Below are 25173 nucleotides of genomic sequence, written 5' to 3'. Positions count from 1 at the left end.
GTCCTGTCTATTTAATTAATTACTCTGAATTTTATGCAGGGTCAAAGCCTTTCCTGTGTCTTGGCTGAGAATCGGCACAAATAGCCGTGGTCGTCAGCGTTGAATATTGGCATAATGGCGCGTTATCTACTGTATAAATAACCAATACTATGATTGAAAAGTTTTTTGCCGACGGTGGGGCGCTTGCGCAAGCCATTCCGGGGTTTCAGGCGCGTCAGCCACAGATTGATATGGCGAAAGCGGTCGATAGTGCGATCACCGATCAAACTCAACTCGTGGTAGAAGCGGGAACGGGTACGGGTAAGACTTTTGCTTATGTGGTACCTGCTTTGGTACGCGGTAAGAAAACCATCATTAGTACGGGTTCAAAAAACTTACAGGAACAGCTGTTTCATCGCGATTTACCGTTAATGGCGAAAGCGCTGGGCTTTACTGGTCGAGTGGCGCTGCTTAAAGGACGTAGTAACTATTTGTGCCACGACCGCTTAAGCCGTCAAATTACCGAAAGCCATGGTCAGTACGCAGACCCAACCTTATTGAGTCAGTTGGTTTCTATCCGCTCTTGGTCGTCGGCGACCAAAACTGGCGATTTAGGGGAATGTGAAAGCATCGCTGAAGATAGCCCTGTGTTGCCGATGATCACTTCTACCAACGATAACTGCCTTGGTCGAGAATGCCCTTCTTACGACGATTGCTTTGTGGTTAAAGCACGCCGCCGTGCAATGGAAGCGGATTTGGTGGTGGTGAACCATCATTTATTCCTTGCCGATCTGGCGATCAAAGACACAGGTTTCGGTGAGCTTATCCCCGAAGCGGAAGTGTTTATTTTCGATGAAGCCCACCAGATGCCAGATATTGCCAGTCAGTACTTCGGACAAAGCTTATCGAGCCGCCAGCTACAAGAGTTGGCAAAAGACATTGAAATTGGTTATCGCACCGAAGCCAAGGATATGCGTCAGTTACAGAAAATGGCGGATCGTCTAGCCCAAGCGGCTGCCGAAATGCGTTTGGTGTTAGGAGAGCCGGGTTTTCGTGGTAACTGGCGTGAAGCCTCTGCCAATCCTGCTATTCAGCGGGAATTAGTGCGATTAAACGATGCCCTTGAACTCGCACACGAAGTGCTAAAACTGGCGCTTGGGCGCAGCCAATTATTGGACGCAGCCTTTGAGCGTGCCACCTTATTAAAAGCGCGTTTAGAGCGTTTGGCTGATACCTCGATTACCGGATATTCCTACTGGTATGAATGTACGCCGCGTCACTTTAGTTTGAATATCACGCCGTTATCGGTCGCGGATAAATTCCGAGAACAGATGCAGCAGCAACAAGGCGCGTGGATTTTTACTTCGGCAACATTAGCGGTGGATGAAGACTTTGGTCACTTTAGTCATCGCCTTGGGATTGAGCCGAAACAGCAGTTTTCCTTAGAAAGTCCGTTTGATTACCAATCGCAAGCCATGTTGTGTGTGCCGCGCTTTTTGCCTGAGCCAAACAGCTTTGGTGTCGCCGATAAGCTGGTGGAGATGTTGTCACCTCTGATTGAAAATAACCAAGGGCGCTGTTTCTTCCTTTGTACATCTCATCAGATGGTGCGTGACCTTGCGGAAGGGTTTCGTGCCAGCCTAGATATTCCAGTCCTCGCGCAGGGGGAAACCACCAAACAGCGCTTGTTAGCGGAATATTTAGAGCTCGGTAATGCTCTATTGGTGGCAACAGGCGCATTCTGGGAAGGAATTGATGTTAGAGGGCAGGCCCTTAGCTGTGTTATTATCGACAAATTGCCTTTTACCGCGCCGGATGATCCTTTACTGAAAGCGCGGATTGAAGATTGTCGATTACGAGGTGGCGATCCCTTTTCGCAAGTGCAAATCCCTGATGCCGTGATCACTCTGAAACAAGGGGTGGGACGTTTAATCCGAGATAAACAGGATAAAGGCGTATTGGTGATTTGCGATAATCGCTTGGTAACGCGTCCATACGGCGCTGTATTCTTACGAAGTTTACCAGCGATACCACGCACTCGTGATGTAGAAGGCGTAGGACGATTTCTCAGTGCTATCAACCAAGTTGATGGCGACGAAGATAAGTAATAAATAGCATTCAGAGGCTTGAATGAGCACCAAAATTCTGGCGGTTGATACCGCAACCGAAAACTGTTCCGTTGCCCTAATGGTGGGTGAAGATGTTATTTCACGTTGCGAGTATGCTCCGCGTGAACACACCACAAAAATCTTGCCAATGGTGGATGAAGTCTTGGCAGAAGGCGGCGTAACACTCCAGCAACTGGATGCGCTTGCTTTTGGTCGTGGTCCGGGTAGTTTCACTGGCGTACGTATTGGTATTGGTATTGCACAAGGTTTGGCATTTGGTGCCGATCTACCTATGGTTGGCGTATCAACCCTTGCAACCATGGCACAAGGTACTTACCGCCTTCACCAATCAGAGCGTGTATTAACCGCGATTGATGCGCGTATGGGTGAGATCTACTGGGGTCAATACCAGCGCCAAGCTAATGGTGATTGGTTAGTACAAGGTGATGAGATGGTGATTGCCCCCGCTGATCTACTGGCTAATTTCGAAGCACAAAAAGACACGTGGTTTACGGCGGGTACAGGTTGGGGCGAATATGCTGAACCTCTGGCTCAGCTCGATGTCGAAACAGAACAAGGCACCATTCTTTACCCAGATACACAAGACATGGTGGTACTAGCGAACTTTGCATTTGCACGTGGTGAAGCGGTTGATGCTGAACAGGCGAGTCCTGTTTACCTACGTGACAAAGTAACGTGGAAAAAACTACCAGGTCGTGAGTAATTCACCCCTTTAACGAGAGGTAGGACATTATGGTTTCAATTAATCGATTACCTCCTTCGATAAACCCGCAGCCTAAGCCGCGGGTTTCAAAAACGCCTACCTCGCGTCCAGCGACAGAGCCAACCCCGGTTTCAAAAGCGGTTACCCAGTCGGTGCGCTCGGCTGATCATGCTGCTTTATTGCAAGAAGCCCATAGTCACATTCAATACGATCAGCCTGATGGTAAACACCGTGAAGCTGTGGACTCATATTTGGACGTGATGCATCACAATAAACGCGAAGCGCTTTCAGCCATGATAGGGGTAGATGTTTACGCCTAAGGGCGTGGATAGCGAATTCCCCCTAACGTGATTGAAATCTGCGCGCATAATGAACAAATGCAACGGAGAAACTCATGTTTAAAAAGCTATTTCTTGGGGGGATATTAGTCTTTATGGTAGGCTGCGCCAGCTTACCAGAAACACTAAAAACGCAAACCGAATCACCAATTACCGATTTGGCTGTGATCATTGATGATCCCGATGGTGCGCAAGGGGAAGAAGTGCGTTTGGGCGGCATTATTGCGGCTGTGAAAAACGAAAAGACACGCACTCGACTTGAAATTGCGAGCTTACCGCTAACATCGGATGGCAGACCTCGAATCGACGCTAAGCCGATTGGTCGTTTTGTTGCGTATGTTCCCGGCTTTCTTGAACCATTAGAATATGCGCCAGACCGTTTAGTAACGGTAGCAGGTCGTCTAACAGGTAAAGAAGACGGACAAGTTGGTGAGTTTGATTACGTTTTCCCTGTTGTTGATGTTGCTGGACATCAGATCTGGCGAGTGAAGCAGGAAATTCGAATCGACGATTTTGACTCATACCATAGTTGCCTTGGTTCACGTTGTTCTTATTTTGGGTTTGGCACAACCCGAGGTGAGGTATACCATCGAGTAACTAAGTAATTAGTTGCATACGATACAGACAGGGTAAAAATGAAAGAAATGGCTTTTCAGCTCGCAGAGCGTCAATTGGCTGGTTTATCAGCTGGCGTGAGTGAAGATGAAAAGCCGTTGTTGTTATTCCTGCATGGCTGGCAAGACAATGCAGCAAGTTTCAGCGCTCTATTCCCACAGCTTGGTCATCACTATCGGTTGATGGCATTGGATTGGCCGGGTCATGGTCACTCTGAACGTCGCGATGGTGACAACTATTACCACTTTGCAGATTACTTAGATGACTTACACCAAGTTATTAATCAACTTGAGTGTCGCTCACTAGTGTTGGTAGGTCATTCGTTAGGTGCTTTGGTTGCTTCTGCTTATTGCGGTGCTTTTCCGGAAAAGGTGGCGGGCTTGGTGTTAATTGAAGGGCTTGGTCCTTTATATGAAGCGCCTGAAAACGCGATTCAACGATTACGTGATGGGATTTTGAGTCGTCAACGTTTTCGTACCAAGCAACAACAGAAGCCGCGCCGTGCTATGCGCTCTTTAGAGCAAGCGATAGCGCTAAGGTGCAATATTAATCATGTTACACCTGAGCAAATTCGACCTTTGGTTGAGCGAGGAGTAGTAGAAATCGATGGCGCTTGGTATTGGCGTCATGATGAGCGCTTGCGTTGTGATTCGTTATATCGGATGACGAAAGCACATTCAGAAGCGTATTTACGGGAAATTTCGTGTCCGGTTTTGTCTATTGTGGGTGAACAAGGTTTTCCTCGCCTACAACAGAGAGCACCGGAATTAGAGTGGATCCCAGACATTCAACAAGTCACTGTGAGCGGGGGACATCACTGTCACCTTGAAAGCCCACTGACGGTTTGCGAACAGATTATGCTGTACGTATCAAAAATTGAAAGTCTGGTCTAATCAGTTTGTGTTAATTGTATGTTACTTATGCTGTAATGCGCGTAACGTATTGTTTAGACAATACCTATTCCCAAATTAAGCCCTTAATCAGGCTAGGGATTGTTATACGCTTTACAGCAAATCAATAGGCTTCAATGCCAATAAACAGGAGAGTGCAAGTGGATAAGGTTTGGCTTAACCGCTATCCGGAAGATGTACCGGCAGAAATTACACCAGATCAATACCCATCATTAGTCGAGATGTTCGAGCAATCTGCGCAGAAATACGCAGATCAGACTGCCTTCATCAACATGGGGCAGGTGATGACCTTCCGTAAATTGGAAGAGCGTAGCCGTGCATTTGCTGCTTATCTCCAAAATGAATTAAAGCTGAAAAAAGGCGACCGTGTTGCGGTGATGATGCCAAACTTGCTGCAATACCCAATTGCACTCTTTGGTATTCTGCGTGCGGGTTGTGTCGCTGTGAATGTGAACCCACTTTACACTCCTCGCGAGCTAGAACATCAACTGAATGACGCAGGCGCGAAAGCAATTGTCATTGTGTCGAACTTTGCTCACACCCTTGAGAGCATTGTGAAGAACACTGGCGTTGAGCATGTGATCTTAACTCGTCTTGGCGATCAGCTATCACGCCCTAAAGGCACACTAGTGAACTTCGTGGTGAAATACGTCAAGAAGATGGTGCCTAAGTATGATTTGCCTCATGCGATTTCGCTGCGCTCTGCGCTGCGCAAAGGTCGTCGTATGCAGTACGTGAAGCCATTCATGTCTGGTGATGATACCGCGTTTCTTCAGTACACAGGTGGTACTACAGGTGTGGCGAAAGGGGCTATCCTGACACACCGTAATATGCTGGCTAACGTTATGCAGGCAAAAGCGGCTTACGGTCCAGTATTGACAGAAGGTCGCGAGCTGGTGGTGACTGCGTTACCGCTGTACCACGTATTCGCACTGACAGTGAACTGCTTACTATTTATCGAAATGGGCGGTCAGAGTCTGCTTATCACAAACCCTCGTGATATTCCGACGTTTGTTAAAGAGCTTCAGCGTTACCCGTTTACGGCGATCACAGGTGTAAATACCCTGTTTAACGCCCTACTTAACAATGAAGATTTCTCGAAACTCGACTTTAGTAACCTACGTCTTTCTGTTGGCGGTGGTATGGCTGTTCAACGTGCTGTTGCTGAAAAGTGGCAGGCAACGACAGGTAACTACCTACTAGAAGGTTACGGTCTGACTGAGTGTTCTCCATTAGTTGCGGCTTACCCGTACGACCTTGTGGAATACAATGGCTCAATCGGTTTGCCAGTACCATCAACAGAAGTGCGTTTGGTTGATGACGAAGGCAATGTGGTAGGTAACGACCAAGTTGGTGAGTTGCAAGTTCGTGGTCCTCAGGTAATGAAAGGTTACTGGCAGCGCCCTGACGATACCAAAGATATTTTGACCGAAGACGGTTGGTTATCAACCGGTGATATCGTTCGCTTCGATCAAGATGGTTTCCTTCATATTGTTGATCGTAAGAAAGACATGATTTTGGTTTCTGGCTTTAACGTTTACCCGAACGAAATCGAAGATGTAGTCGCTCTGCACGGTAAAGTGCTAGAAGTGGCGGCGATTGGTGTTCCTCACCATGTGTCGGGTGAAATTGTGAAAGTGTGCGTAGTTAAGCGTGACTCAACACTGACGCGTGACGACTTGATTGCTCACTGTCGTGAACACCTAACAGGCTATAAAGTGCCTAAGTTAGTTGAGTTCCGCGATGAACTGCCGAAAACGAATGTAGGTAAAATCCTACGTCGTGCCTTGCGTGAAGAGCTAGACCAAAAGCAAGAGCAAAGCGCAGAAAAGGCGGCTGAGCCTCAGGCTTAAATCCTATTGATGAATGGCTTTCGCCATCGACATCATTTATGGGTTACAATAGGTTACTTATCAAAGTGTCAGCTATGCTGGCACTTTTTCTTTTTAGCTTGTGGAAAATGGTGAGCGATAACTGACGAATCCTCTTTGAACACGCAATGATAATAGCGCCTTGATGTTGTGAAAGGCTTTATGAATTGAGTTTTCAATTAAGGCAAAGATGATTCTTCAGTTAAGCGCTCATGCCGATTTTACTATTTGATTAGTGAAATGAATTTCCCCACAACATTGTGTAGAAAAGGCTTGCTGTGAATTTTGAAATAATTACAACAACAGAAAAACTGACAACGGTATGTGAACAAGCGGCGACCCAGCAGTATGTAATGTTGGATACCGAATTTGTTCGTACTCGTACCTTGTATCCTAAGCTGGGTTTGATCCAGTTGTTTGATGGTACGCACCTATCATTAATCGATCCGGTTGCTATTGAAGATTTATCGCCGCTATGGGCACTGTTACAAGATCAATCTGTGATCAAGGTGCTGCATGCTTGTGGCGAAGACCTTGAAGTGTTCCAGCACTATGCTGGCTGTCTACCTGTCCCTATGCTTGATACGCAAATCATGGCGGCTTTCTTGGGCCACGGTATTTCGACTGGCTTCGGCGCATTGGTAAGCGAATATGTGGGTGTTGACTTAGAAAAAGGTGAAGCACGTACAAACTGGTTAGCGCGTCCATTAACGGATAAGCAACTCGACTACGCGGCTGCGGATGTTTTCTACCTTCAGCCACTGTTTGAAAGCCTGTTAGAGAAAGTACAGCAGCAAGGCTGGTATGAAGCGCTAGAACAAGAGTGTAATAGCTTGATGCTCAAGCGTACTCAGCAGCAAGACCCAGAAAAAGCGTACTTGGATATTAAAAACGCATGGCAGCTTAACCCACAACAACTTGCGACCTTGCAAAAACTCGCAAAGTGGCGTGTTTTGGAAGCGCGCAAGCGTGATATCGCCCTGAATTTTATTATCAAAGAGCTTAATCTGTGGAAAGTGGCACGTTACGGCATTAAATCCAAAGCGGTAATGGCACGTGAAGGTTTTGATGAGCGTGAAATTCAGCGTCATGCTGGCCGTTTAGTGAAAATGGTGTTCGATGCAGAAGCGATGAACCCAAGCGATTTCCCTGAGAAGATTGTCCGTTTGGTCGATTTGAGCGGCTATAAGCAGCTGGTGAAGAAAATCAAAGACGAAGTGACCAAGGTTGAAGCGGAAACAGGGTTAGCTTCAGAATTTTTGGCATCAAAGAAACAAATTAACCAGTTGATCTCATGGGCATGGAAACAACAATGCCCAGCAGACAAAATGCCCGAGATGTTAAAAACATGGCGTAAGCCGTTATTTGAATCGCGAGTGTTACCACTGCTAGATCGCTAAAGTCGACATCGAGAACCAATAAAAAAGCCACTGAAATCAGTGGCTTTTTTTACAAGCTTTTTTAGTGTCTGGATACCAGCGATATTATTTATCTTCTGGTAGCGTGACATTTAACTCTAGTACCGCCAGATCTTCTTCTTTCTGGTCTAGGTTAACACTCACCTGATCTGGACTGATGTGCACGTACTTGCGGATCACTTCCAGAATATCTTGCTTCAACTGCGGAATGTAGCTTGGTGTTGATTGACTCGCAGAGCGGCGTTCAGCCACGATGATCTGTAAGCGCTCTTTTGCTACATTGGCTGTTTTGGTTTTCTTTGGACGGAAAAACTCGAGCAGTGCCATTATCAGCCTCCAAATAAGCGTTTAAGGAAGCCTTTTTTCTCTTCCTCTAAGAATCGGTATGGGCGTTCCTCACCCAATAGACGCGCGACGGTATCTTCATAAGCTTGGCCTGCATCAGATTCGGTATCGAAAATAACAGGCTCACCTTTGTTCGATGCATTCAGTACCGCTTGTGATTCTGGGATCACACCAACAAGTGGAATGTGCAGAACGTCTTCAACATCACTTACGCTAAGCATATCACCACACTCAACACGAGCAGGGTTGTAGCGAGTTAGGAGCAGGTGTGTTTTCACTGGCTCTTCAGCGTTTTCTGCACGGCGAGATTTCGAATCCAGAATACCTAAGATGCGGTCAGAGTCGCGAACAGATGAAATTTCAGGGTTGGTGGTTACAATCGCTTCGTCAGCAAAGTATAACGCCATTAGTGCGCCTGTCTCAATGCCAGCGGGTGAATCACAAATGATGAATTCAAAACCCATCTCGTCAAGGTTGTTGAGTACACGCTCAACCCCCTCACGGTTAAGCGCATCTTTATCACGGGTTTGAGACGCAGGTAGAACGAATAGGTTTTCTACGCGCTTGTCTTTAATCATTGCTTGATTAAGGTTTGCTTCACCGTTAATCACATTAACGAAATCGTAAACCACTCGACGTTCACAGCCCATAATCAAATCAAGATTACGTAGGCCAATATCGAAGTCGATAACCACGGTTTTTTTGCCTTTTACAGCTAGGCCAGATGCGATAGCTGCACTTGATGTTGTTTTACCAACGCCACCTTTACCAGAGGTAACAACGATAATACGCGCCATTTATTAATTCCTTATAAAACGTTATAGAGCGAGTGGCTCTATATTTAAATTATTTTCAGCAAGTGAGATAACAGCACCTTTGCCCCAGTGTTTATCTGGAATTTTATCACTTAGCCAAAACTTGCCATCAATCGAGACCAGTTCTGGCTGAAGGTTGTGGCAGAAAATACGCGCTTGCTGTTGACCGTTGGCACCAGCAATAGCACGACCGCGTAAGGCGCCGAAAACATGAATACAACCATCGGCAATAATCTCAGCACCAGGGCTGACATTACTCATGACTACTAGATCACAATTCTTAGCATAAATTTGCTGACCTGACCGGACTGGTGTGTCAATGATGCGGGTTGGCTCAACCACAGGCTTGGCTGCCTGCGCTTGTTTAGCTGCATTCATTAGGGCAAATCCAGCGTCTCTGGCCTGCTGTTGCATGAGGGCATTCTTACAGCCACTGACACCAACAGGGATCATCCCAGCTTCAGTGACACCATTTTTGAGCTCTTTAAAGTCAATGTTGGTGCCTGCATTTGAAACATCGATGACAATCGGTGCGGCAGCAAAAAAATTCGGCGCTTGATTAACTTTCTCTTTTAAATAATCCGTTGCCTGTTGAATGTCTTCATTGCTGAGATGAAGTGCTGAGAGCGTGTAGGAGCTCCCTTTCAGTTCTGCCTGTTTGGTCATATTCTTTTTAGTGACTGAAGCGAAATTAGCCGTTCAGATACGTTATCACATAGGTATATGCATGTTATATTCCAAACCGTTTATCAGCAAGCTATCCTTGCGTCAGCGTTGTAAATTCAGACAAAGCTCTCATCTGATCAGCAAAAAAAGCTTTATTGATAGGGAATGAAATCCCAATGATATGGTCTGATGTTAATAAGAGCGTAACTAACAGGCAGCAAAATGTTTTGTTCTATCTATAAAAGTTCTAAAAAAGAAAATACGTACCTATATATTACAAAGAAAGATGATTTTTCAGCAGTGCCTGAATCTTTGCTCGCAACTTTCGGTAGACCAACATTTGTGATGGTGGTGAATTTAGCAGGTGATCGCAAATTAGCGCTCGCTGATGTGGAAAAAGTGAAATCGGATTTGGAGACTGTTGGTTTTTATTTACAATTGCCACCACCAGTGACCAATTTACTAGATGAATATAAAGCAGCCAAGGCGGCTAAAAAGTCTTAAGGTTTATATGTATAAGCGTTTGATTTCGGTCTTAGTGGCCATAGGGATAGGTGCCTCAAGTACAGCATTTGCTGACGAGGGGTTTGATAAGTACGTCGAAGGCTTAAAAGTTGAAGCAAAGCAAAATGGTATTTCAGATGAAATTCTTGCTTCTGCTTTTGACGGGATCACTTTTACCGAACGCGCAGTAAAAGCCGATAAAAATCAGCCAGAGCGTAAACTCACACTGGATGAATATATTCCACGTGCAGTCCCTGATTGGAAAGTAAAGCAAGCGAATGAGCTTTATCAACAGCATAAAACGACGTTGGAAGCGATTGGGAACAAATATGGTGTTCAACCACGTTTTATTGTCGCGCTATGGGGTGTAGAGAGTAACTTTGGTCGCTTAATGGGCAACTATAATGTGATTGAAGCTTTATCGACATTGGCTTATGAAGGACGCCGTGAAGCATTTTTCCGTAAGCAAGTAATGGCAGCCTTACAAATTCTAGATGAAGGCCATATTACCGCAAAAGAAATGAAAGGTTCTTGGGCGGGCGCGATGGGGCAACCTCAGTTTATGCCAACATCTTTTCTAACGTTCGCTGTGGACGGAAATAATGATGGTCGCGTTGATATTTGGAAAACTAAAGCCGATGTATTCGCTTCAGCTGCCAATTATCTGAGTAAGTCAGGTTGGGACGATACTTATACGTGGGGACGTCAGGTTAGTATTCCTACGCTTTCTAAAGACCTCAAAGGGGTTCAGCTAGAGAAAGCGAAGTCTTTACAAGAGTGGCAGGCGTTAGGAGTGCGTAAGCTTAATGGCGATGCGTTACCAAATGTTGATATTGATGCTTGGTTAATTCAACCAGATGATCAAAAAGGGCGTGCTTACTTGATATATGGTAATTACCAAACATTATTGAAGTGGAATCGTTCACATTACTTTGCGCTTGCGGTGAGTCACTTAGCTGACAGAATCAAATAAGCTTAAATGATGTTACTAAGCCAGGCTTTTTAGTCTGGCTTTTTTATGGCTGGAAATGTAGCTCATAATGTTTGCTTTTTTATACATAATAAAACGTGCTTTTACTCTCGTTTTACCGTTGTGATGCTAACTACTTGCTGAATAAAGAGATAACGATTGATTCAACGGAGCGACTAGGTTGAGAGCTCTAATGCAAAGCTATCGTGTTTAATCATTATGAGAGTTTATGCATCTTGAGGGTTAAACAATTATTGATATGTCTATTTGTAGTCAGGTGTGGATAATCTGTCTGACTATTCCATATTATTTTGCGCTGTTTTACTGGGAAAAAGAGAGTGGTGTGAGCTAGGTTGATGTGGGGTGTTTTGCGCAGTATTGAATGAAAAATTTTCATAAGCTGAATTAAAAACTCAGATTTGAGATACAAAAAAGCCCAGCATTGCCGGGCTTTTTAAGAAAATTGAAAATTAGATTTCAAATTCTTCTAGAGAACGACCTTCGTCTAGTGCTGCTTTTAGTGCAGAAGGTGTACGACCTTGGCCTGTCCAAGTTTTTTCTTGACCGTTTTCGTCAATGAACTTGTATTTAGCAGGGCGAGCTGGACGTTTAGCTTTTGGTGCTTTACCACCTAGAGAGTTTAGTAGCTCTTCTGGGTCGATACCGTCAGCTAGTAGCATTTCACGGTATTGATTTAGTTTTTCTTCACGCTCTTTTTCTTTCGCGCGATCTTCTGCTTCTGATTCTTCACGCTCAGAAACAACGGTTTGTAGTTTTTCTAAACCTTCTTGTAGTTGCTCTAGTGTATATTCACGAGCTAGCGCACGTAGGCTACGAAGGTTTAATAGTGCTTTTAATGCGTCAGACATTTTTATTTCCTGTTTGTTTAAACTGGCTTGAAATAATAATAGCAGCCAAAAGTTAATAAGTGCAATAGTAATATTACATTTAAGAATTGCCAAACATTTATTTATTAAAAGTGACTTATCTTTATTTAGCGTGAGTTCTTTTTCATAAAGAGCTTCAAATTTTGCCGCAAACTTAACTCATTTAAGATATTGGTTACTGCTAAGCTAAATGAAGAGTATTTGTTGTTTTTAGGTTTTAAAGTGAGATCTAAAGCTACTTTTTAGCTCAAGGTAAGATGTATAAAGGAAACTAAGTGTACGTGGTTGTTCGTTTTTTAATCGTCAGGGTAAAATTATTCACTATAATTGTTAAAAAATTCACCTTAACTTATTGCATCTTTGGTTTCTTACCGTAGAATGGGTTGAACCTATTAAGGGTAGAGGCGCATTGTCTATAAGTAGTTTGCCGGAGGTGATTCCAGTGATGGCAAGTGAAAGGAGCCAATGCCGAAGTGAGAATGAGCTATCAACTCATCTTGCTGGGGTTGTCACCGAACAGGGTCAACACTGCCATAGTATATAATGACATTAACTATGGAGCGCTACTGTGGGGTCGGAGAGGGAGTCTCTCCTTATACGCATCTCGTCATATGACATTTCCTTGTCAGCAGTAGATCTCCAACCAGGATCGGTTGTAGCAGAGATCATGAATATTGTAGATTTTTCTCATTCCTCAGTTTCATTATTGCCCCCGCTGGTGGCATTAGGCTTAGCAATTTTAACGCGTCGCGTTTTATTGTCTTTAGGCATGGGTGTAGTGCTAGGTGCACTATTACTTACTGACTTTTCTTTTTCACACACCGCAAGCTATGTAGGTTCTATCGTTAAAGGATTATTCATCGACGATGGTGCTATTAATAGTTGGAATATGAGTATTGTTGCATTTCTAATTCTGTTAGGAATGACAACGGCACTATTAACCTTATCAGGTGGTACGCGTGCATTTGCAGAATGGGCGCAAACACGAATTAAGAGCAAGCGTGGCTCGAAACTTCTTGCAGCATTTCTAGGTGTTTTCATTTTTGTTGACGACTATTTTAATAGCCTAGCTGTAGGGGCAATTGCTCGTCCGGTAACAGATCGTTACTACGTATCTCGTGCCAAACTTGCTTATATTCTTGATTCAACAGCCGCGCCTATGTGTGTATTGATGCCAGCTTCTAGTTGGGGTGCATACATTATTACCATTATCGGTGGCATTTTAGTTTCTCACGGCATTACAGAGTATTCTGCATTAAGTGCTTTTATGCAGTTAGCGCCTATGAATTTCTATGCGGTGTTTGCATTATTAATGGTATTTGCTGTTGCTTGGTTCCAAATTGATGTGGGTCCAATGTTAAAGCAAGAATTAGCTGCTAGTCATGGTCATGGTTTTGATGAAGGTGATGATGACAGCCAAGCAAAAGATTTAAATGACGAGCTTGAAATTGAAGAAAGTCAAAATGGTCGTGTTGCTGATTTAGTTATGCCAATTGTGGCATTAATTGCTGCGACTTTCTTCTTCTTGATCTTCACAGGTTACCAAGCGCTAGCAGCAGATGGTGTCGCCTTTAATTTATTAGGTGCATTTGAAAATACCGATGTTGGTACTTCGTTGTGCTACGGTGGCTTGATTGGTTTAATTGCCGCATTGATCCCTGTTATTCGTCAGGGGATTCCGGCTTCGCAAGTAATGCATACTTTATGGATTGGTGCGAAATCAATGTTTGGTGCCATCTTAATTCTGTTGTTCGCTTGGAGTATCGGTAGCGTTATTGGTGATATGGCGACAGGTAAATATTTATCGACGTTAGTACAAGGTAATATTAACCCAGTACTCTTGCCGGTAATTTTATTCCTATTAGCAGGTGTGATGGCATTCTCGACTGGTACTTCATGGGGTACTTTCGGCATCATGTTACCAATCGCGGGCGACTTAGCGGCTGCAACCGAGATCTCACTGATGCTACCTATGCTAGCGGCAGTATTGGCAGGCTCAGTATTTGGTGATCACTGTTCACCTATCTCTGATACCACGATCTTGTCTTCGACCGGTGCGCGTTGTCATCATATTGATCACGTATCGACCCAGCTACCGTATGCGCTTTCTGTTGCGTTAGTTTCATCTGTGGGTTTCTTGGTACTGGGCTTTACAGATTCGTTAGCTGTTTCTTTCCTTGCTGCAACTTTGGCCTTCATTATTGTTTGTTCAATTCTTGGTTGGATGTCGCGTCGCCGTCTATCGTCGGCCACTCATGCCAATATGTTGTAAGCAGTTGAATGCTTTAGAGGGTTAACTAAGCCAGCATTTCGGTGCTGGCTTTTTTATTGAGGCTATAAAAGCGATGACGATCAAAATCAGGGATGAATGCTTATTTGATCTGCGTTGCTGGCTTTAATTTTGGGGTTATTTTCTGTAGCATCTTGCCCGCATTATCTTGACACCGACTAACACCAGGGAAGCCTCATGGCCCAGATGTATTTTTATTATTCTGCAATGAACGCCGGTAAATCGACGACCTTATTGCAATCTTCGTTTAACTACCGTGAGCGTGGCATGACGCCAGTGATCTTTACGGCAGCCATCGATGATCGTTACGGCAAAGGCAAAGTAACATCACGTATCGGCTTGCAGCAAGAAGCTGAGTTATTTACGGCGTCAGATGATTTGCTTGAAAAAGTGATCTCACTAGATAATGAAACCAAAGTGGATTGTGTACTGGTCGATGAATGTCAGTTCTTGAGTAAAGAGCAGGTTTATCAGCTGACCGAAGTGGTGGATAAGCTCAATATTCCGGTGCTTTGTTACGGTTTACGTAGTGATTTTCGTGGCGAGTTGTTTGAAGGTAGTCGCTACTTACTTTCTTGGGCTGATAAATTGGTAGAGCTGAAAACCATTTGCCATTGTGGTCGTAAAGCCAATATGGTGATCCGCCAAGATGAAACGGGTAAAGCGATTGCCGATGGCGATCAAGTGGTGATTGGCGGTAACGATCGCTACGTGTCGGTTTGCCGCAAGCACTATAAAGAAGCGCTTGGTCGCTAATTTTATTCGAAAATAGAATATATGAAGCCCGCATAAATAATATTTATGCGGGCTTTTTCATTTTAATACTTTGAGTAAGTTAAGCGACTAGTCTCTCGAATGTATATTTAATTCGCCTTATTGTGGCGCTCTTCTAAACGCTTGGTGATATCAGCTAACGATAAACCTTGGTCTTGAAGTAAGACGATTAAGTGATATATCAAGTCTGCGGATTCATTCACTAATTCCGCCTTATCGCCCGACGTTGCCGCAAGCGCGACTTCAACCCCTTCTTCGCCCACTTTTTGCGAAATACGCTTGGTGCCACGGGCGTAGAGGCTTGCGGTGTAGGATGAATTGGGATCACTATCTTTACGACTCGCCAACACTTGTTCAAGTTGATGAAGAAAGACCAAAGCGGGTTGCTCAGCAGGACCATTGTCATCACTATCAAAACAGCTGGTGGTGCCTAAATGGCAAGTTGGGCCAATTGGGTTTACTTTCACCAGTAAGGTGTCTTGGTCGCAATCGAGGTTGATACTCTTTAATTGCAAGACATGCCCGGATGTTTCGCCTTTGGTCCAGAGACGAGATTTGGTTCGAGACCAAAAGGTTACTTGCTCGGTGTCTAACGTTTTTGCTAGCGCATCTTGGTTCATGTATCCCAGCATCAAAACCTGACCGCTGGTGTTGTCTTGCACAATAGCAGGGATCAAACCATCAACTTTGTCCCAATTAATCGCGTTATTCCAATCGTTGATAGTGGCTAAGCTCATAGTCGGATCTCCACATTTTGTTGTTTTAAGTATTGTTTCAATTCACCGATATTAATGATTTGTTTATGAAAAACAGAAGCTGCTAAAGCGCCATCAACATTGGCTTGGTTAAAAGCATCAGCAAAGTGCGGCATAGTGCCAGCGCCGCCGGAAGCAATCAGAGGAACCTGACAAACTTCGCGTACCATATTGAGTTGAGTTAAGTCATAACCGTTGCGCACACCGTCTTGGTTCATCATATTCAATACGATTTCACCAGCGCCACGACGTTGTACTTCTTGCACCCAGTCGCGGGTTTGCCATTGGGTTGCCTGAGTACGACGTTCATCCCCCGTAAATTGGTAAACTTGATACAGTTCTGTTTCTTTATCAAAGTAAGAGTCAATGCCGACCACAATACACTGGACTCCGAATTTATCGGCGAGCTCGGTAATCAATTCAGGGTTAGCGAGGGCGGGGGAGTTGATTGAGACTTTATCTGCACCAAATTGTAAAATTCGGCTGGCATCATCGGCAGATTTAATGCCGCCCGCGACACAGAAAGGAATATCAATCACTTCTGCGACTCGAGCGACCCAACTTTTATCGACCACACGTCCATCGCTCGAGGCGGTAATATCATAAAACACTAACTCATCTGCACCTTCTTCGGCATAACGTTTGGCGAGTGGCACAATATCGCCAATGATTTCATGATTGCGAAATTGCACACCTTTGACGACTTGACCGTCACGGACATCCAAACAAGGAATAATTCGTTTTGCTAGCATGATGTTCTCCTTGTTTACTCTGCCCAGCAGGCAAATGCGTCATCGGCGCTGAATTTACCATCGAGTAGGGCACGACCAACGATGACGCCTGCCACACCGCTACCTTTGAGGGCACGAATATCATCGAGGCTGCCAATCCCACCAGATGACTGGAATTGTACTTGTGGATACTGCTGGCAAAGATCGATATACAGTTCAACATTCGAGCCTGTTAATGTGCCATCACGAGAGATATCGGTACACAACACATGCTGAAGACCTACCGTTAAATAATCTTCCAGCAAGGATTCGATTGTGACACCAGAATCTTCTTGCCAGCCTGAAATGGCAACACGGCGAATGCCATCGGTATCGATGTTGATATCTAGCGCTAATACAATGTGTTCCGCACCGTATTTTTCAATCCAGCCTTTTACAAGTTCGGGGTGTTTTACCGCGGTTGAGCCAATCACTACGCGCTCAGCTCCAGCTTGTAATAGGTCGGCAACATCTTGTTCGCTGCGAACACCGCCACCAATTTGAACCTTCGCTGGAGTGCTTGCGAGTAGGCGACCTATTAGGTCGAGTTGGCGCGCAGTGGTGTCTTTGGCACCCGTTAAGTCAACTAAATGTAGCCAGTTGGCTCCTGCTTGGTGGTACAGGTTGAACTGTTGTGCCGGATCGACGCTATATTCGGTGACTTGTCCGTAATCACCTTGAAATAAGCGCACCACTTGGCCGTTGATTAAATCTAGAGCGGGAATAATCATTTGTTGTCCTTATTGATAGTGCGGCCTAGCTTGGCATTTCCAAAAAGTTCTTGATCAACTGGGCGCCCACTTTACTTGAGCGTTCAGGGTGAAATTGCACGCCGTAGTAATTGCCACTTTGAATCGCTGCGCTGAATGTTTGGCCGTATTCGCATGATGCAATGGTGTAATCACTGTTGTTTTCTGGTGCCGCGACGGGCATGGCATAGCTGTGAACAAAGTAAAAGTAACTCCCCGCTGGAATATCTTTAAATAACGGGTGATTGGTCTTGGGAGTAACCGTATTCCAACCCATGTGAGGTAGAGGAAGCTTGCCTGTGTTCATTTTCTTTACTGGTGCATCACATAAGCCCAAGCAAGGTACTTGTTGTTGTCCTTGAGTACCTTGTTCTTCAGAAATTGCACCAAGTAATTGCATGCCTAAACAAATACCCAGTAATGGCTTATCGACTTGTTTGACGAGTGATACTAGGTTGCGCTGTTCAAGGTTTTTCATCGCTTCACTTGCGGTGCCAACCCCGGGCAAAAACAGTTTATCTGCTGCCAGCACGACCTCGGCTTCTTTGCTGACCGTGACTTGATAGCCTAAACGCTCAATGGCAAAACGCACCGAAGAAACGTTGGCGCACCCCGTGTCTATGATGACAATGCGTTGATTGGTTGTTGTCATTACAGCACCCCTTTACTGCTTGGTAGCTCTGTACCGCTCACCGAAATGGCTTGTCGTAAGGTGCGACCAAAGGCTTTGAATAGGCTTTCAACAATGTGGTGATCGTTATCACCACTGGATGATAGGTGCAGTGTACAGGCGAGGGTGTCAGTCAGTGAGCGGAAAAAGTGCGGTACCATTTCCGTTGATAAATCTCCGACACTTTCTCGGCTGAACTTAGCATCGAATTTCAAATAAGGGCGACCTGAAAGATCGAGTGCGCACTGCGCAAGGCATTCATCCATTGGCAAACTAAACCCAAAACGACCAATGCCTCGTTTGTCACCAAGCGCTTCTTTGAGCGCTTGCCCCAAGGCGAGGGCTGCATCTTCGACACTGTGGTGATCATCGATGTGCAGATCACCGTTTACGCTAAGTTCTAGCTGGAAACCGCCGTGGGTGGCAATTTGATCTAGCATGTGATCAAAGAACCCCAAGCCAGTGGCGATCTTATTGCCGCCGGATTGATCTAAGTTCACTTTAACGTGAATATCGGTTTCTTTCGTGGTACGAACCACTTCAGCGATACGTGGTTTGCTGGTGAGATCGTTAACGATCTGTTGCCAGTTAAGTGTACTGTCGTCGCTTGGTTGTGGGTGGTACTGAATACCACGAATGGCCATATTCTCAGCCAGCTGAAGATCGGTTGGACGATCCCCAATAACCGCTGATTGAGTGAAATCGACTTTGCCTTGTTGGAGGTAGTCTTTCACTAAGCCCAGCTTAGGTTTGCGGCAGCTGCAGTTGTCGTGGTCAAAATGAGGGCAGATCAGGACATCGGCGAATTTCACACCTTGTGACTCAAAAATTTCCATCATCATATTGTGAGGAGCATCAAAGTCAGCTTGAGGATACGAATCCGTGCCTAAACCATCTTGATTGGTCACCATTACCAAGGTGTAACCCGCTTCTTGGAGCTTAAGAAGAGAAGGGATCACCAGAGGCTCAAGCTTGAGTTTATCGAGGCGATCAACCTGAAAGTCTTCTGGCGGCTCAACAATCAGGGTGCCGTCTCTATCGATAAATAAAATCTTTTCCTTGCTCACAATGCTGTCCTTAATTGTTGATTTGTAAGATTTGCTCTCGGATGAAAGCGAGTGTTTTTTCGCACTCATCACGGTTGCCAACACTGATCCGAATGCAGTTCTTCACTGGCGAGCGGCGCAGAATAATCCCGTTATCCCATAGTGCTTCGAACAATTGCTCGGCATCAGGAAATTGCACGAGTAAATAGTTACCGTAGCCATCAAACACAGTGACACCTTCAAGCATACTGAGTCCGGCTTGAAGGTAAGCACGGTTAGCACTGAGATCTAGCACTTGGAACTTGGTTTTCGCTAGTCCAGCAGGTGATAGTGCTTGAATCGCAATATCTGCCACAGGGATCGGTACTGGGTAGGGAGCGATGACTTTCAGCAGTAGTTCAATAATTTCAGGGCTAGCGAGAGTGAAGCCACAACGTAGTCCTGCAAGGGCAAAGGCTTTAGATAAAGTGCGTAAGATCACCAGATTTGGATAATCAGCCAGTAAATCGACCGTGGAAGCTTCAGGGCAGAAGTCGATGTATGCTTCGTCCATCACTACCAAGGCTTTGTTTTGCGTCATCGCGAGCAGACGTTCAATATCTTGGCGATCGATGAGGTTGCCTGTGGGGTTATTAGGGCTGCAAACAAATACAAGTTTGACGTTATCGAGGTTAGCCTCAATCGCAGGTAAATCGAGCTGCCATTTATCGGTAAGTGGTACTACTTTATTGGCTACATCAAAGGTTTCGGCACTGATGCCGTACATGCCATAAGTAGGAGGGCAGTAGAGAATGCTGTCTTTGTTTGGCTGGCAGAATGCGCGGATCAGCAGTTCAATTCCTTCATCAGCCCCGCGCGATGTCAGTACTTGCTCTTGTTTTACACCCGCGTAATCCGCATAGGCTTGCAACAGTGCCTCTGGTTGACAGGTGCTGTAACGGTTGAGGCGATTGCAACTGATGTTGTATTCGTTGGCAAAAGGGGATTCGTTCGCATTTAACCAAATATCGCCGCTTCCACCAAGGCGACGTGCGGATTGGTAGGGGGTTAAGGCTTGAACGGTTTTTCGGGCTAATTTTGTGATGCTCATATAATTATTTCACCTCATTGGCAGCCGGCGACTGGGTGGTTGTTATGTCAGCGGCACTGGGTTTGAAGCTTGGGTTTGCTTGGAGTTTTTCAACTCGAATTGTGACAGCACGTTTGTGGGCATCAAGCCCTTCGGCTTCAGCAATGGCAACCACGGTTGGTGCCAGTTGTTGGAGGCCATCAGCACTTAACTCTTGTACTGTCATACGCTTGCAAAAATCGGCTAATCCAAGGCTTGAATAGGTACGGGTATAACCATAAGTTGGTAAGACGTGATTAGTTCCCGAAGCGTAATCGCCCACCGATTCTGGTGACCAATCGCCTAAGAATATTGAACCGGCATTATCCAGTAATGGCACCAATTCACGTGGATTACGAGTTTGGACAATTAAGTGTTCTGGGCCGTAGTGATTTGAAATTGCAACACACTGTGTCAGGGTATCCGCAACGATAAGCAAACTAGAGCCTAGTGCTTGGCGAGCAATATCAGCACGCGGCAACTGGGCGAGCTGTTGCTGAATCGCATCGGCTGTGCGCTCGGCTAAACTTGGCTCTGGTGTGACGAGTACGACTTGTGAGTCCGGGCCGTGCTCGGCTTGGCTTAGCAAATCGGCAGCGATGAAATCAGGATCGGCTGTGTCATCGGCAATCACGAGCACTTCAGATGGGCCTGCTGGCATATCAATGGCGGCACCACGAAAATCATTGCTGACCTGACGTTTTGCTTCGGTCACATACGCATTACCTGGGCCAAAAATTTTATCCACTTTCGCCACGGTTTCAGTACCGTAAGCCATAGCCGCTACGGCTTGCGCTCCACCTGCGTTATAGACTTCATTGATGCCACACAGTTTGGCGACATACAAAATTTCATCGGCAATCGGTGGTGGAGAAGACAATACTATTTGGCGACAGCCAGCAATTTGTGCTGGGATCCCCAGCATAAGCACTGTAGATGGCAGTGGCGCGCTACCTCCGGGAATGTATAAACCTACGGCATTGATGGGGCGAGTGACTTGCTCGCACACCACGCCAGGTTGGGTTTCAACGCGTAATGGCTGTGGCTTTTGTGCTTTGTGAAAGGTGTAAATGTTATCGTAAGCACTTTGCAGTGCCGCTTTCATTTGGTCATCAAGGCGCTCGCAAGCCGCGTCAATGTCTGCTTGGTTTACACGAATAGCGCTAGGACGTACACGGTCAAACTTCTCGGTGAGATCGAGTAGGGCTTCATCACCACGTTGACGAATATCAGTGATTACCTCACTAACTGCTGCAGTGATATTAGCCCCTTCGGTCACGGCAGGGCGTTGGAGTAGAGATTCTTGCTGCGCATCACTCAGTGATTGCCAAACCACAGTCTTCATGGTGATCACTCCATCATCTTTTCAATTGGTAATACAAGAATAGAGCTTGCGCCGAGTTCTTTGAGTTGCTCCATGGTTTCCCAGAAGAGGTTTTCTGAGCTTACAAGGTGCACAGCGACGCGGTTACTGTCGGCAGAGAGTGGTAGCACCGTTGGATCTTCAGCTCCTGGTAACAAGGCTTTGATTTGCTCTAAGCGCTCAGTTGGCGCGTGTAGCATGATGTATTTGGACTCTTTAGCTTGGATAACGCCTTGCATGCGAGTGAGCAAGCGCTCGATCAGAGCTTGTTTTTCAGTAGATAGCGGAGTGGTGCATTGGATAAGCACTGCTTTAGAGCGCAAAATCACTTCCGCTTCTTTTAGACCGTTGGCTTCAAGAGTCGCACCTGTTGAGACGAGGTCACAAATGGCATCTGCGAGACCTGCACGAGGAGCCACTTCCACAGAGCCGTTGAGCATACAGGTACTAAATTTAACGCCTTGCTGATCCATATAGCGTTTCACCAGCTGCGGGTAGGTGGTCGCAATACGTTTTCCTTCGAGGTCTTGAGGCCCGGTATATTCGTCATCTTTGTTGATTGCAATCGATAGACGGCAGCCACCAAAATCCAGACGGCGCAACTTGATATAGTCGTTTGCTTCTTCGCGAGCAGCGCGCTCTAGAGCTACTTCTTCGAGTTCGTTTTCACCAATGACACCGAGGTCAACAACGCCATCCATGATCAAACCGGGAATATCGTCGTCACGAACCAGTAACAAATCAATCGGCATATTCTCAGCGTGAACCACAAGGCGTTCACCCATCATATTGAATTTTACGCCACAGCGTTTCAGCAAGTCTTGGCACTCTTTACTGAGGCGACCTTTCTTTTGAATTGCGATACGAAGTCGTTGTGTTTGCATATTGCTTCCCTATTTCTTTTTGCCGCTAGTTTGGTAACCCTTGGGCTAATCCATTGTGCTAAAACGAAAAAAACCCTTGGAATTTTACTTCCAAGGGTCTTGAATTCTTTATTCTTGCTGACCACTGGAAGAAGTGTTTTTCGTCTTCCAGAGCGAGGCGTATCCTCCCGAAAGACTAATCAGGATGATGGTGATGATGTAGGTTGATCACTGAGATACGCATAATTATTTACTCGGAATAGATTGCTATTTAACTGTCGCTTGTCATTTACACTAACTAAGCTTATTTCATTTTGCAATACGGTTTTTAAAGAAAAAGTGAAAATTTAATAATTAATTTATAACACTCAGAAAAACAGAGGGTTATCAGTAATATTTTCTGATTTGCTTTTGAGAAAGTATGGCTTGTTTAGATTGAGACTAAACATAGATATCAAGTTTGCCTTGGTGCTTACGCTTTTTCTTTTTGTTTGGCGGCTGTTCTTGCTCGTCTTTGGCTTGGGTTTGTTCGACGATGGCTTGCTTTCGCTCGTCGAGCGCTTTGGTTTTGAGTACCTTGCGGTATGGATCACGGGATGGGTAAGGCAAATGATTGTTGGCATTGATCATAGTGTTGTCTCGACATCCAGAATGATATTTCTGTATCGGCAACACTCGCCATCACATTGAGTGTTTTTTATACACCAATGCTTGCTTTGATAGGGAAGTCACACAGGGCTGAAACGAAAAGAGGCTGTTTGCACAGCCTCTTTGATATCAGTAACGAAGTGAATATTATCCGCAACACTTCTTGAATTTTTTACCGCTGCCGCACGGGCAAGGATCGTTACGTCCGACTTTGTCGAGGTTAACCACTGGTTGTTGAGCAGATTCTGGGATCTCAACGGTTTCTTGTTGTGGGTATTCGCCATCAATGTAGAACCATTGTTCTGCACCGTTATACGATTCTTTCAAGAAACGAGAGCGCTCTTGCAAGCAGTACTCTTCACCGTCTTCATCTTTATAGAAGGCTTGAAACTCTACAAAGCCTTCACCAGATGGGGCAATTTCACTATTCAGTACTTTTAATCCTAACCACTCCGAGTGGACAGACTCAGCAATCGCGTCGCGGTGTTGTTCTGCCTCACAACTAGGGTGGTAAGTCGCAACCACATAGTCAACTAAGCCTAAAACGTGTGCACTGTATCGAGAGCGCATAAGTTGCTCTGGGTGCAAGGCTAATGTTGGGTTGTTATGAATTGGCTGACAACATTGAGTCAGGCTTTTTTGGCTACCACATGGGCAAAGTGAATTAGACATCATTTTTCGTCATTGTTCGTTCAAAAGCAGTCGCCCATTTTACTGATTGCATGTAGGCATCGACAACATCACTCTCATTGAGCTTGAGTGCAGTTGTACAACGTGCAACTACGTCCCAGTCAGCTTTGTCATAGGCAACAGCAAGTTTAAGTAAGATACCAAGCGGTCCTTTTTGCTCAATAAGAGCGCTCTTTATATCATCGCTAAGGGGCAGTAAACGCAGCAGTTCTTCTAGCGGTTGATCCAGCAGAGAATCGAGCAAAGAGAAAAGGCCGGTCAAGAAAGCTTGGTTACCACAAACCTTAATAGAGGCTTTCGGCACAAGACGTTCACAGAATTGCGCACGTTGCAGTGATAAGTTATACAGCGACTGAGGTTTATTTTCTAATGCATGGGAAGCTGCAACAAAGGTGATAAAACGACGAAGCTTTTCTTCACCTAAATAAACTAAGGCCTGTTTGAATGAAGAAATCGGTTTCGCACGTGTAATTAACATCCCATTGACGTGACGTAACAACTTATAAGATAAAGAAACATCGGTTGCGATAATTTCTTCAACTTTATTGTAGTCCACTTCTGGCTGACAGATTTCTTGATATAAGCGAATCGTTGTTAAGCCTGATGGCGTTAATGAACGACGTTGCATCATTTCAGGTTTACTAAAAAAGTAACCTTGGAAGAAATCAAAACCTGCGTCATAGGCCGCCATGAATTCTTCATGGTTTTCTACTTTTTCAGCAAGAAATTTAAGCTTACCTATTTTGTGGCGACGAATAAAAAGCGCACACTTTTCAATAGGCGTCTGGCGAATATCAAATTTAATTATATGAATATAAGGAATAAAACGATTCCACTCAGGCGATGGATTAAAATCGTCGAGTGCTAATGTGTATCCTTTTTGGTTTAATTCGATAATCGCTTCTAATAACTCATCGTTTGGCTCACAACTTTCTAATATCTCGATAATGAAAGATTGCTTAGGAAACATGAGGGGAACGCGCTGGATAAGACTTGCGTGCGGGAAGTTTACAAATCCACGCTTACCGCCAGTAACTTGGTTTGACCCCGAAGAAAAGAAGTTATCAATCAACAGTCGATTTGTCGCTTCTTCATCACAAATGTTGGGAAAACTGTTTTCAGGTCCATCGCGAAACAGCAATTCATAACCAATAGTTACTTTGTCTTTATTGAGTATTGGTTGTCGAGCAAGGTATGAATACATGGGTTCGCGTATCTAGTATGCATGGCGGAAATTGGCGAAATTATAGCGAATAAAGGAATACTCGCATAGTGTAATTTCATGCTTTAAATGCA

The 25173-nt window shown here is 45.1% G+C and carries 26 protein-coding genes, 1 riboswitch and 1 other annotated feature; of the genes, 11 read left to right on the top strand and 15 right to left on the bottom strand.

Features of this window, described 5'->3' with window-relative positions; translation table 11 throughout:
* The first annotated feature begins 149 nt into the window (after positions 1–149).
* The 7 genes from A3K86_RS06220 to rnd all read left to right on the top strand — a co-directional run bounded on the left by A3K86_RS06220 (position 150) and on the right by rnd (position 7946).
* Positions 150–2087 (top strand): ATP-dependent DNA helicase, encoded by a 1938-nt coding sequence (locus A3K86_RS06220; protein ID WP_068329212.1) that lies wholly within the window; start codon positions 150–152, stop codon positions 2085–2087.
* Between the two features lie 22 nt (positions 2088–2109).
* Positions 2110–2811: a tRNA (adenosine(37)-N6)-threonylcarbamoyltransferase complex dimerization subunit type 1 TsaB gene (tsaB, locus tag A3K86_RS06215; RefSeq protein WP_068329209.1), complete on the top strand. Its 702-nt coding sequence runs from the start codon at positions 2110–2112 to the stop codon at positions 2809–2811.
* Positions 2812–2840: 29 nt separating this feature from the next.
* Positions 2841–3131 (top strand): hypothetical protein, encoded by a 291-nt coding sequence (locus A3K86_RS06210; RefSeq protein ID WP_068329206.1) that lies wholly within the window; start codon positions 2841–2843, stop codon positions 3129–3131.
* Between the two features lie 74 nt (positions 3132–3205).
* Positions 3206–3754, top strand: coding sequence for a Slp family lipoprotein (locus tag A3K86_RS06205; RefSeq protein ID WP_068329199.1), 549 nt, complete (start codon positions 3206–3208; stop codon positions 3752–3754).
* A gap of 30 nt (positions 3755–3784) precedes the next feature.
* Complete coding sequence (locus A3K86_RS06200; RefSeq protein ID WP_068329196.1) at positions 3785–4657, top strand: alpha/beta fold hydrolase; 873 nt, start codon at positions 3785–3787, stop codon at positions 4655–4657.
* 158 nt (positions 4658–4815) lie between these two features.
* Positions 4816–6528 (top strand): long-chain-fatty-acid--CoA ligase FadD, encoded by a 1713-nt coding sequence (fadD, locus tag A3K86_RS06195; RefSeq protein WP_068329193.1) that lies wholly within the window; start codon positions 4816–4818, stop codon positions 6526–6528.
* 296 nt (positions 6529–6824) lie between these two features.
* Entirely contained in the window at positions 6825–7946 is a 1122-nt protein-coding gene (gene rnd, locus A3K86_RS06190; protein ID WP_068329191.1) for a ribonuclease D, read from the top strand.
* Positions 7947–8030: 84 nt separating this feature from the next.
* On the opposite strand, the gene minE is transcribed toward rnd, so the two are convergent.
* The 3 genes from minE to minC are packed head-to-tail and all read right to left on the bottom strand — an operon-like array spanning position 8031 to position 9790.
* Positions 8031–8291 (bottom strand): cell division topological specificity factor MinE, encoded by a 261-nt coding sequence (minE, locus tag A3K86_RS06185; RefSeq protein ID WP_068329189.1) that lies wholly within the window; start codon positions 8289–8291, stop codon positions 8031–8033.
* 2 nt (positions 8292–8293) lie between these two features.
* Entirely contained in the window at positions 8294–9106 is an 813-nt protein-coding gene (minD, locus tag A3K86_RS06180; protein ID WP_068329186.1) for a septum site-determining protein MinD, read from the bottom strand.
* Between the two features lie 21 nt (positions 9107–9127).
* The gene (minC, locus tag A3K86_RS06175; protein ID WP_068329183.1) at positions 9128–9790 is read right to left on the bottom strand and encodes a septum site-determining protein MinC; all 663 of its coding nucleotides are present in this window, start codon (positions 9788–9790) and stop codon (positions 9128–9130) included.
* Between the two features lie 222 nt (positions 9791–10012).
* Between minC and A3K86_RS06170 the strand changes: the two genes are divergently transcribed.
* Complete coding sequence (locus tag A3K86_RS06170; RefSeq protein ID WP_068329179.1) at positions 10013–10294, top strand: YcgL domain-containing protein; 282 nt, start codon at positions 10013–10015, stop codon at positions 10292–10294.
* A gap of 7 nt (positions 10295–10301) precedes the next feature.
* Positions 10302–11267, top strand: a complete 966-nt coding sequence (locus A3K86_RS06165) for a lytic murein transglycosylase (RefSeq protein ID WP_068329176.1) — start codon at positions 10302–10304, stop codon at positions 11265–11267.
* Positions 11268–11734: 467 nt separating this feature from the next.
* Here A3K86_RS06165 and A3K86_RS06160 read toward each other — a convergent pair whose 3' ends face one another.
* The gene (locus A3K86_RS06160; protein ID WP_068329172.1) at positions 11735–12133 is read right to left on the bottom strand and encodes an H-NS family histone-like protein; all 399 of its coding nucleotides are present in this window, start codon (positions 12131–12133) and stop codon (positions 11735–11737) included.
* Positions 12134–12542: 409 nt separating this feature from the next.
* Positions 12543–12725, top strand: a riboswitch (Lysine riboswitch).
* 93 nt (positions 12726–12818) lie between these two features.
* Between A3K86_RS06160 and A3K86_RS06155 the strand changes: the two genes are divergently transcribed.
* Both A3K86_RS06155 and A3K86_RS06150 read left to right on the top strand, forming a co-directional pair.
* Positions 12819–14423 (top strand): Na+/H+ antiporter NhaC family protein, encoded by a 1605-nt coding sequence (locus A3K86_RS06155; protein WP_068329168.1) that lies wholly within the window; start codon positions 12819–12821, stop codon positions 14421–14423.
* Between the two features lie 195 nt (positions 14424–14618).
* Positions 14619–15197, top strand: a complete 579-nt coding sequence (locus A3K86_RS06150; RefSeq protein WP_068329165.1) for a thymidine kinase — start codon at positions 14619–14621, stop codon at positions 15195–15197.
* Between the two features lie 107 nt (positions 15198–15304).
* Here A3K86_RS06150 and hisIE read toward each other — a convergent pair whose 3' ends face one another.
* The 11 genes from hisIE to A3K86_RS06095 form a co-directional block, all read right to left on the bottom strand.
* The gene (hisIE, locus tag A3K86_RS06145; protein ID WP_068329161.1) at positions 15305–15952 is read right to left on the bottom strand and encodes a bifunctional phosphoribosyl-AMP cyclohydrolase/phosphoribosyl-ATP diphosphatase HisIE; all 648 of its coding nucleotides are present in this window, start codon (positions 15950–15952) and stop codon (positions 15305–15307) included.
* Entirely contained in the window at positions 15949–16722 is a 774-nt protein-coding gene (gene hisF / locus A3K86_RS06140) for an imidazole glycerol phosphate synthase subunit HisF (protein ID WP_068329158.1), read from the bottom strand. Before hisF ends, hisIE begins: the two co-directional genes overlap by 4 nt.
* 14 nt (positions 16723–16736) lie before the next feature.
* On the bottom strand, positions 16737–17471 hold the full coding sequence (gene hisA / locus A3K86_RS06135; RefSeq protein WP_068329155.1) for a 1-(5-phosphoribosyl)-5-[(5-phosphoribosylamino)methylideneamino]imidazole-4-carboxamide isomerase: 735 nt from the start codon (positions 17469–17471) through the stop codon (positions 16737–16739).
* 25 nt (positions 17472–17496) lie between these two features.
* Positions 17497–18141 (bottom strand): imidazole glycerol phosphate synthase subunit HisH, encoded by a 645-nt coding sequence (hisH, locus tag A3K86_RS06130; RefSeq protein WP_068329152.1) that lies wholly within the window; start codon positions 18139–18141, stop codon positions 17497–17499.
* Positions 18141–19226, bottom strand: a complete 1086-nt coding sequence (gene hisB / locus A3K86_RS06125) for a bifunctional histidinol-phosphatase/imidazoleglycerol-phosphate dehydratase HisB (RefSeq protein ID WP_415860026.1) — start codon at positions 19224–19226, stop codon at positions 18141–18143. The genes hisH and hisB overlap by 1 nt, the downstream gene beginning before the upstream one ends.
* Before the next feature lie 10 nt (positions 19227–19236).
* Positions 19237–20289 (bottom strand): histidinol-phosphate transaminase, encoded by a 1053-nt coding sequence (gene hisC / locus A3K86_RS06120; RefSeq protein ID WP_068330261.1) that lies wholly within the window; start codon positions 20287–20289, stop codon positions 19237–19239.
* Between the two features lie 10 nt (positions 20290–20299).
* A complete protein-coding gene (gene hisD / locus A3K86_RS06115) occupies positions 20300–21658 on the bottom strand; it encodes a histidinol dehydrogenase (protein ID WP_084406524.1) in 1359 nt (452 codons plus the stop codon).
* Between the two features lie 5 nt (positions 21659–21663).
* Positions 21664–22560, bottom strand: a complete 897-nt coding sequence (hisG, locus tag A3K86_RS06110; protein WP_068329149.1) for an ATP phosphoribosyltransferase — start codon at positions 22558–22560, stop codon at positions 21664–21666.
* A gap of 65 nt (positions 22561–22625) precedes the next feature.
* Positions 22626–22760: a sequence feature (His leader region), on the bottom strand.
* A gap of 220 nt (positions 22761–22980) precedes the next feature.
* Entirely contained in the window at positions 22981–23169 is a 189-nt protein-coding gene (locus A3K86_RS06105; RefSeq protein WP_068329147.1) for a hypothetical protein, read from the bottom strand.
* A gap of 165 nt (positions 23170–23334) precedes the next feature.
* Positions 23335–23859, bottom strand: a complete 525-nt coding sequence (locus tag A3K86_RS06100; protein ID WP_068330259.1) for a YchJ family metal-binding protein — start codon at positions 23857–23859, stop codon at positions 23335–23337.
* Positions 23852–25081: an EAL and HDOD domain-containing protein gene (locus A3K86_RS06095; protein ID WP_068329144.1), complete on the bottom strand. Its 1230-nt coding sequence runs from the start codon at positions 25079–25081 to the stop codon at positions 23852–23854. Before A3K86_RS06095 ends, A3K86_RS06100 begins: the two co-directional genes overlap by 8 nt.
* Between the last annotated feature and the right edge of the window lie 92 nt (positions 25082–25173).

This window comes from Photobacterium jeanii (genome assembly GCF_001650345.1).
Classification (GTDB): Bacteria; Pseudomonadota; Gammaproteobacteria; order Enterobacterales; family Vibrionaceae; genus Photobacterium; species Photobacterium jeanii.
The sequence above is the reverse complement of the archived record's forward strand: the minus strand, read 5'-3'. Positions and strand labels throughout refer to the sequence as shown.

Excerpts from the sequence above, each read along its gene's own strand:
- A3K86_RS06220 (WP_068329212.1), top strand. The coding sequence starts at position 150 with ATGATTGAAAAGTTTTTTGCCGACGGTGGGGCGCTTGCGCAAGCCATT.
- tsaB (WP_068329209.1), top strand. The coding sequence starts at position 2,110 with ATGAGCACCAAAATTCTGGCGGTTGATACCGCAACCGAAAACTGTTCC.
- A3K86_RS06210 (WP_068329206.1), top strand. The coding sequence starts at position 2,841 with ATGGTTTCAATTAATCGATTACCTCCTTCGATAAACCCGCAGCCTAAG.
- A3K86_RS06205 (WP_068329199.1), top strand. The coding sequence starts at position 3,206 with ATGTTTAAAAAGCTATTTCTTGGGGGGATATTAGTCTTTATGGTAGGC.
- A3K86_RS06200 (WP_068329196.1), top strand. The coding sequence starts at position 3,785 with ATGAAAGAAATGGCTTTTCAGCTCGCAGAGCGTCAATTGGCTGGTTTA.
- minE (WP_068329189.1), bottom strand. The coding sequence starts at position 8,291 with ATGGCACTGCTCGAGTTTTTCCGTCCAAAGAAAACCAAAACAGCCAAT.
- minD (WP_068329186.1), bottom strand. The coding sequence starts at position 9,106 with ATGGCGCGTATTATCGTTGTTACCTCTGGTAAAGGTGGCGTTGGTAAA.
- minC (WP_068329183.1), bottom strand. The coding sequence starts at position 9,790 with ATGACCAAACAGGCAGAACTGAAAGGGAGCTCCTACACGCTCTCAGCA.
- A3K86_RS06170 (WP_068329179.1), top strand. The coding sequence starts at position 10,013 with ATGTTTTGTTCTATCTATAAAAGTTCTAAAAAAGAAAATACGTACCTA.
- A3K86_RS06165 (WP_068329176.1), top strand. The coding sequence starts at position 10,302 with ATGTATAAGCGTTTGATTTCGGTCTTAGTGGCCATAGGGATAGGTGCC.
- A3K86_RS06160 (WP_068329172.1), bottom strand. The coding sequence starts at position 12,133 with ATGTCTGACGCATTAAAAGCACTATTAAACCTTCGTAGCCTACGTGCG.
- A3K86_RS06155 (WP_068329168.1), top strand. The coding sequence starts at position 12,819 with ATGAATATTGTAGATTTTTCTCATTCCTCAGTTTCATTATTGCCCCCG.
- A3K86_RS06150 (WP_068329165.1), top strand. The coding sequence starts at position 14,619 with ATGGCCCAGATGTATTTTTATTATTCTGCAATGAACGCCGGTAAATCG.
- hisIE (WP_068329161.1), bottom strand. The coding sequence starts at position 15,952 with ATGAGCTTAGCCACTATCAACGATTGGAATAACGCGATTAATTGGGAC.
- hisF (WP_068329158.1), bottom strand. The coding sequence starts at position 16,722 with ATGCTAGCAAAACGAATTATTCCTTGTTTGGATGTCCGTGACGGTCAA.
- hisA (WP_068329155.1), bottom strand. The coding sequence starts at position 17,471 with ATGATTATTCCCGCTCTAGATTTAATCAACGGCCAAGTGGTGCGCTTA.
- hisH (WP_068329152.1), bottom strand. The coding sequence starts at position 18,141 with ATGACAACAACCAATCAACGCATTGTCATCATAGACACGGGGTGCGCC.
- hisD (WP_084406524.1), bottom strand. The coding sequence starts at position 21,658 with ATGAAGACTGTGGTTTGGCAATCACTGAGTGATGCGCAGCAAGAATCT.
- hisG (WP_068329149.1), bottom strand. The coding sequence starts at position 22,560 with ATGCAAACACAACGACTTCGTATCGCAATTCAAAAGAAAGGTCGCCTC.
- A3K86_RS06105 (WP_068329147.1), bottom strand. The coding sequence starts at position 23,169 with ATGATCAATGCCAACAATCATTTGCCTTACCCATCCCGTGATCCATAC.
- A3K86_RS06100 (WP_068330259.1), bottom strand. The coding sequence starts at position 23,859 with ATGTCTAATTCACTTTGCCCATGTGGTAGCCAAAAAAGCCTGACTCAA.
- A3K86_RS06095 (WP_068329144.1), bottom strand. The coding sequence starts at position 25,081 with ATGTATTCATACCTTGCTCGACAACCAATACTCAATAAAGACAAAGTA.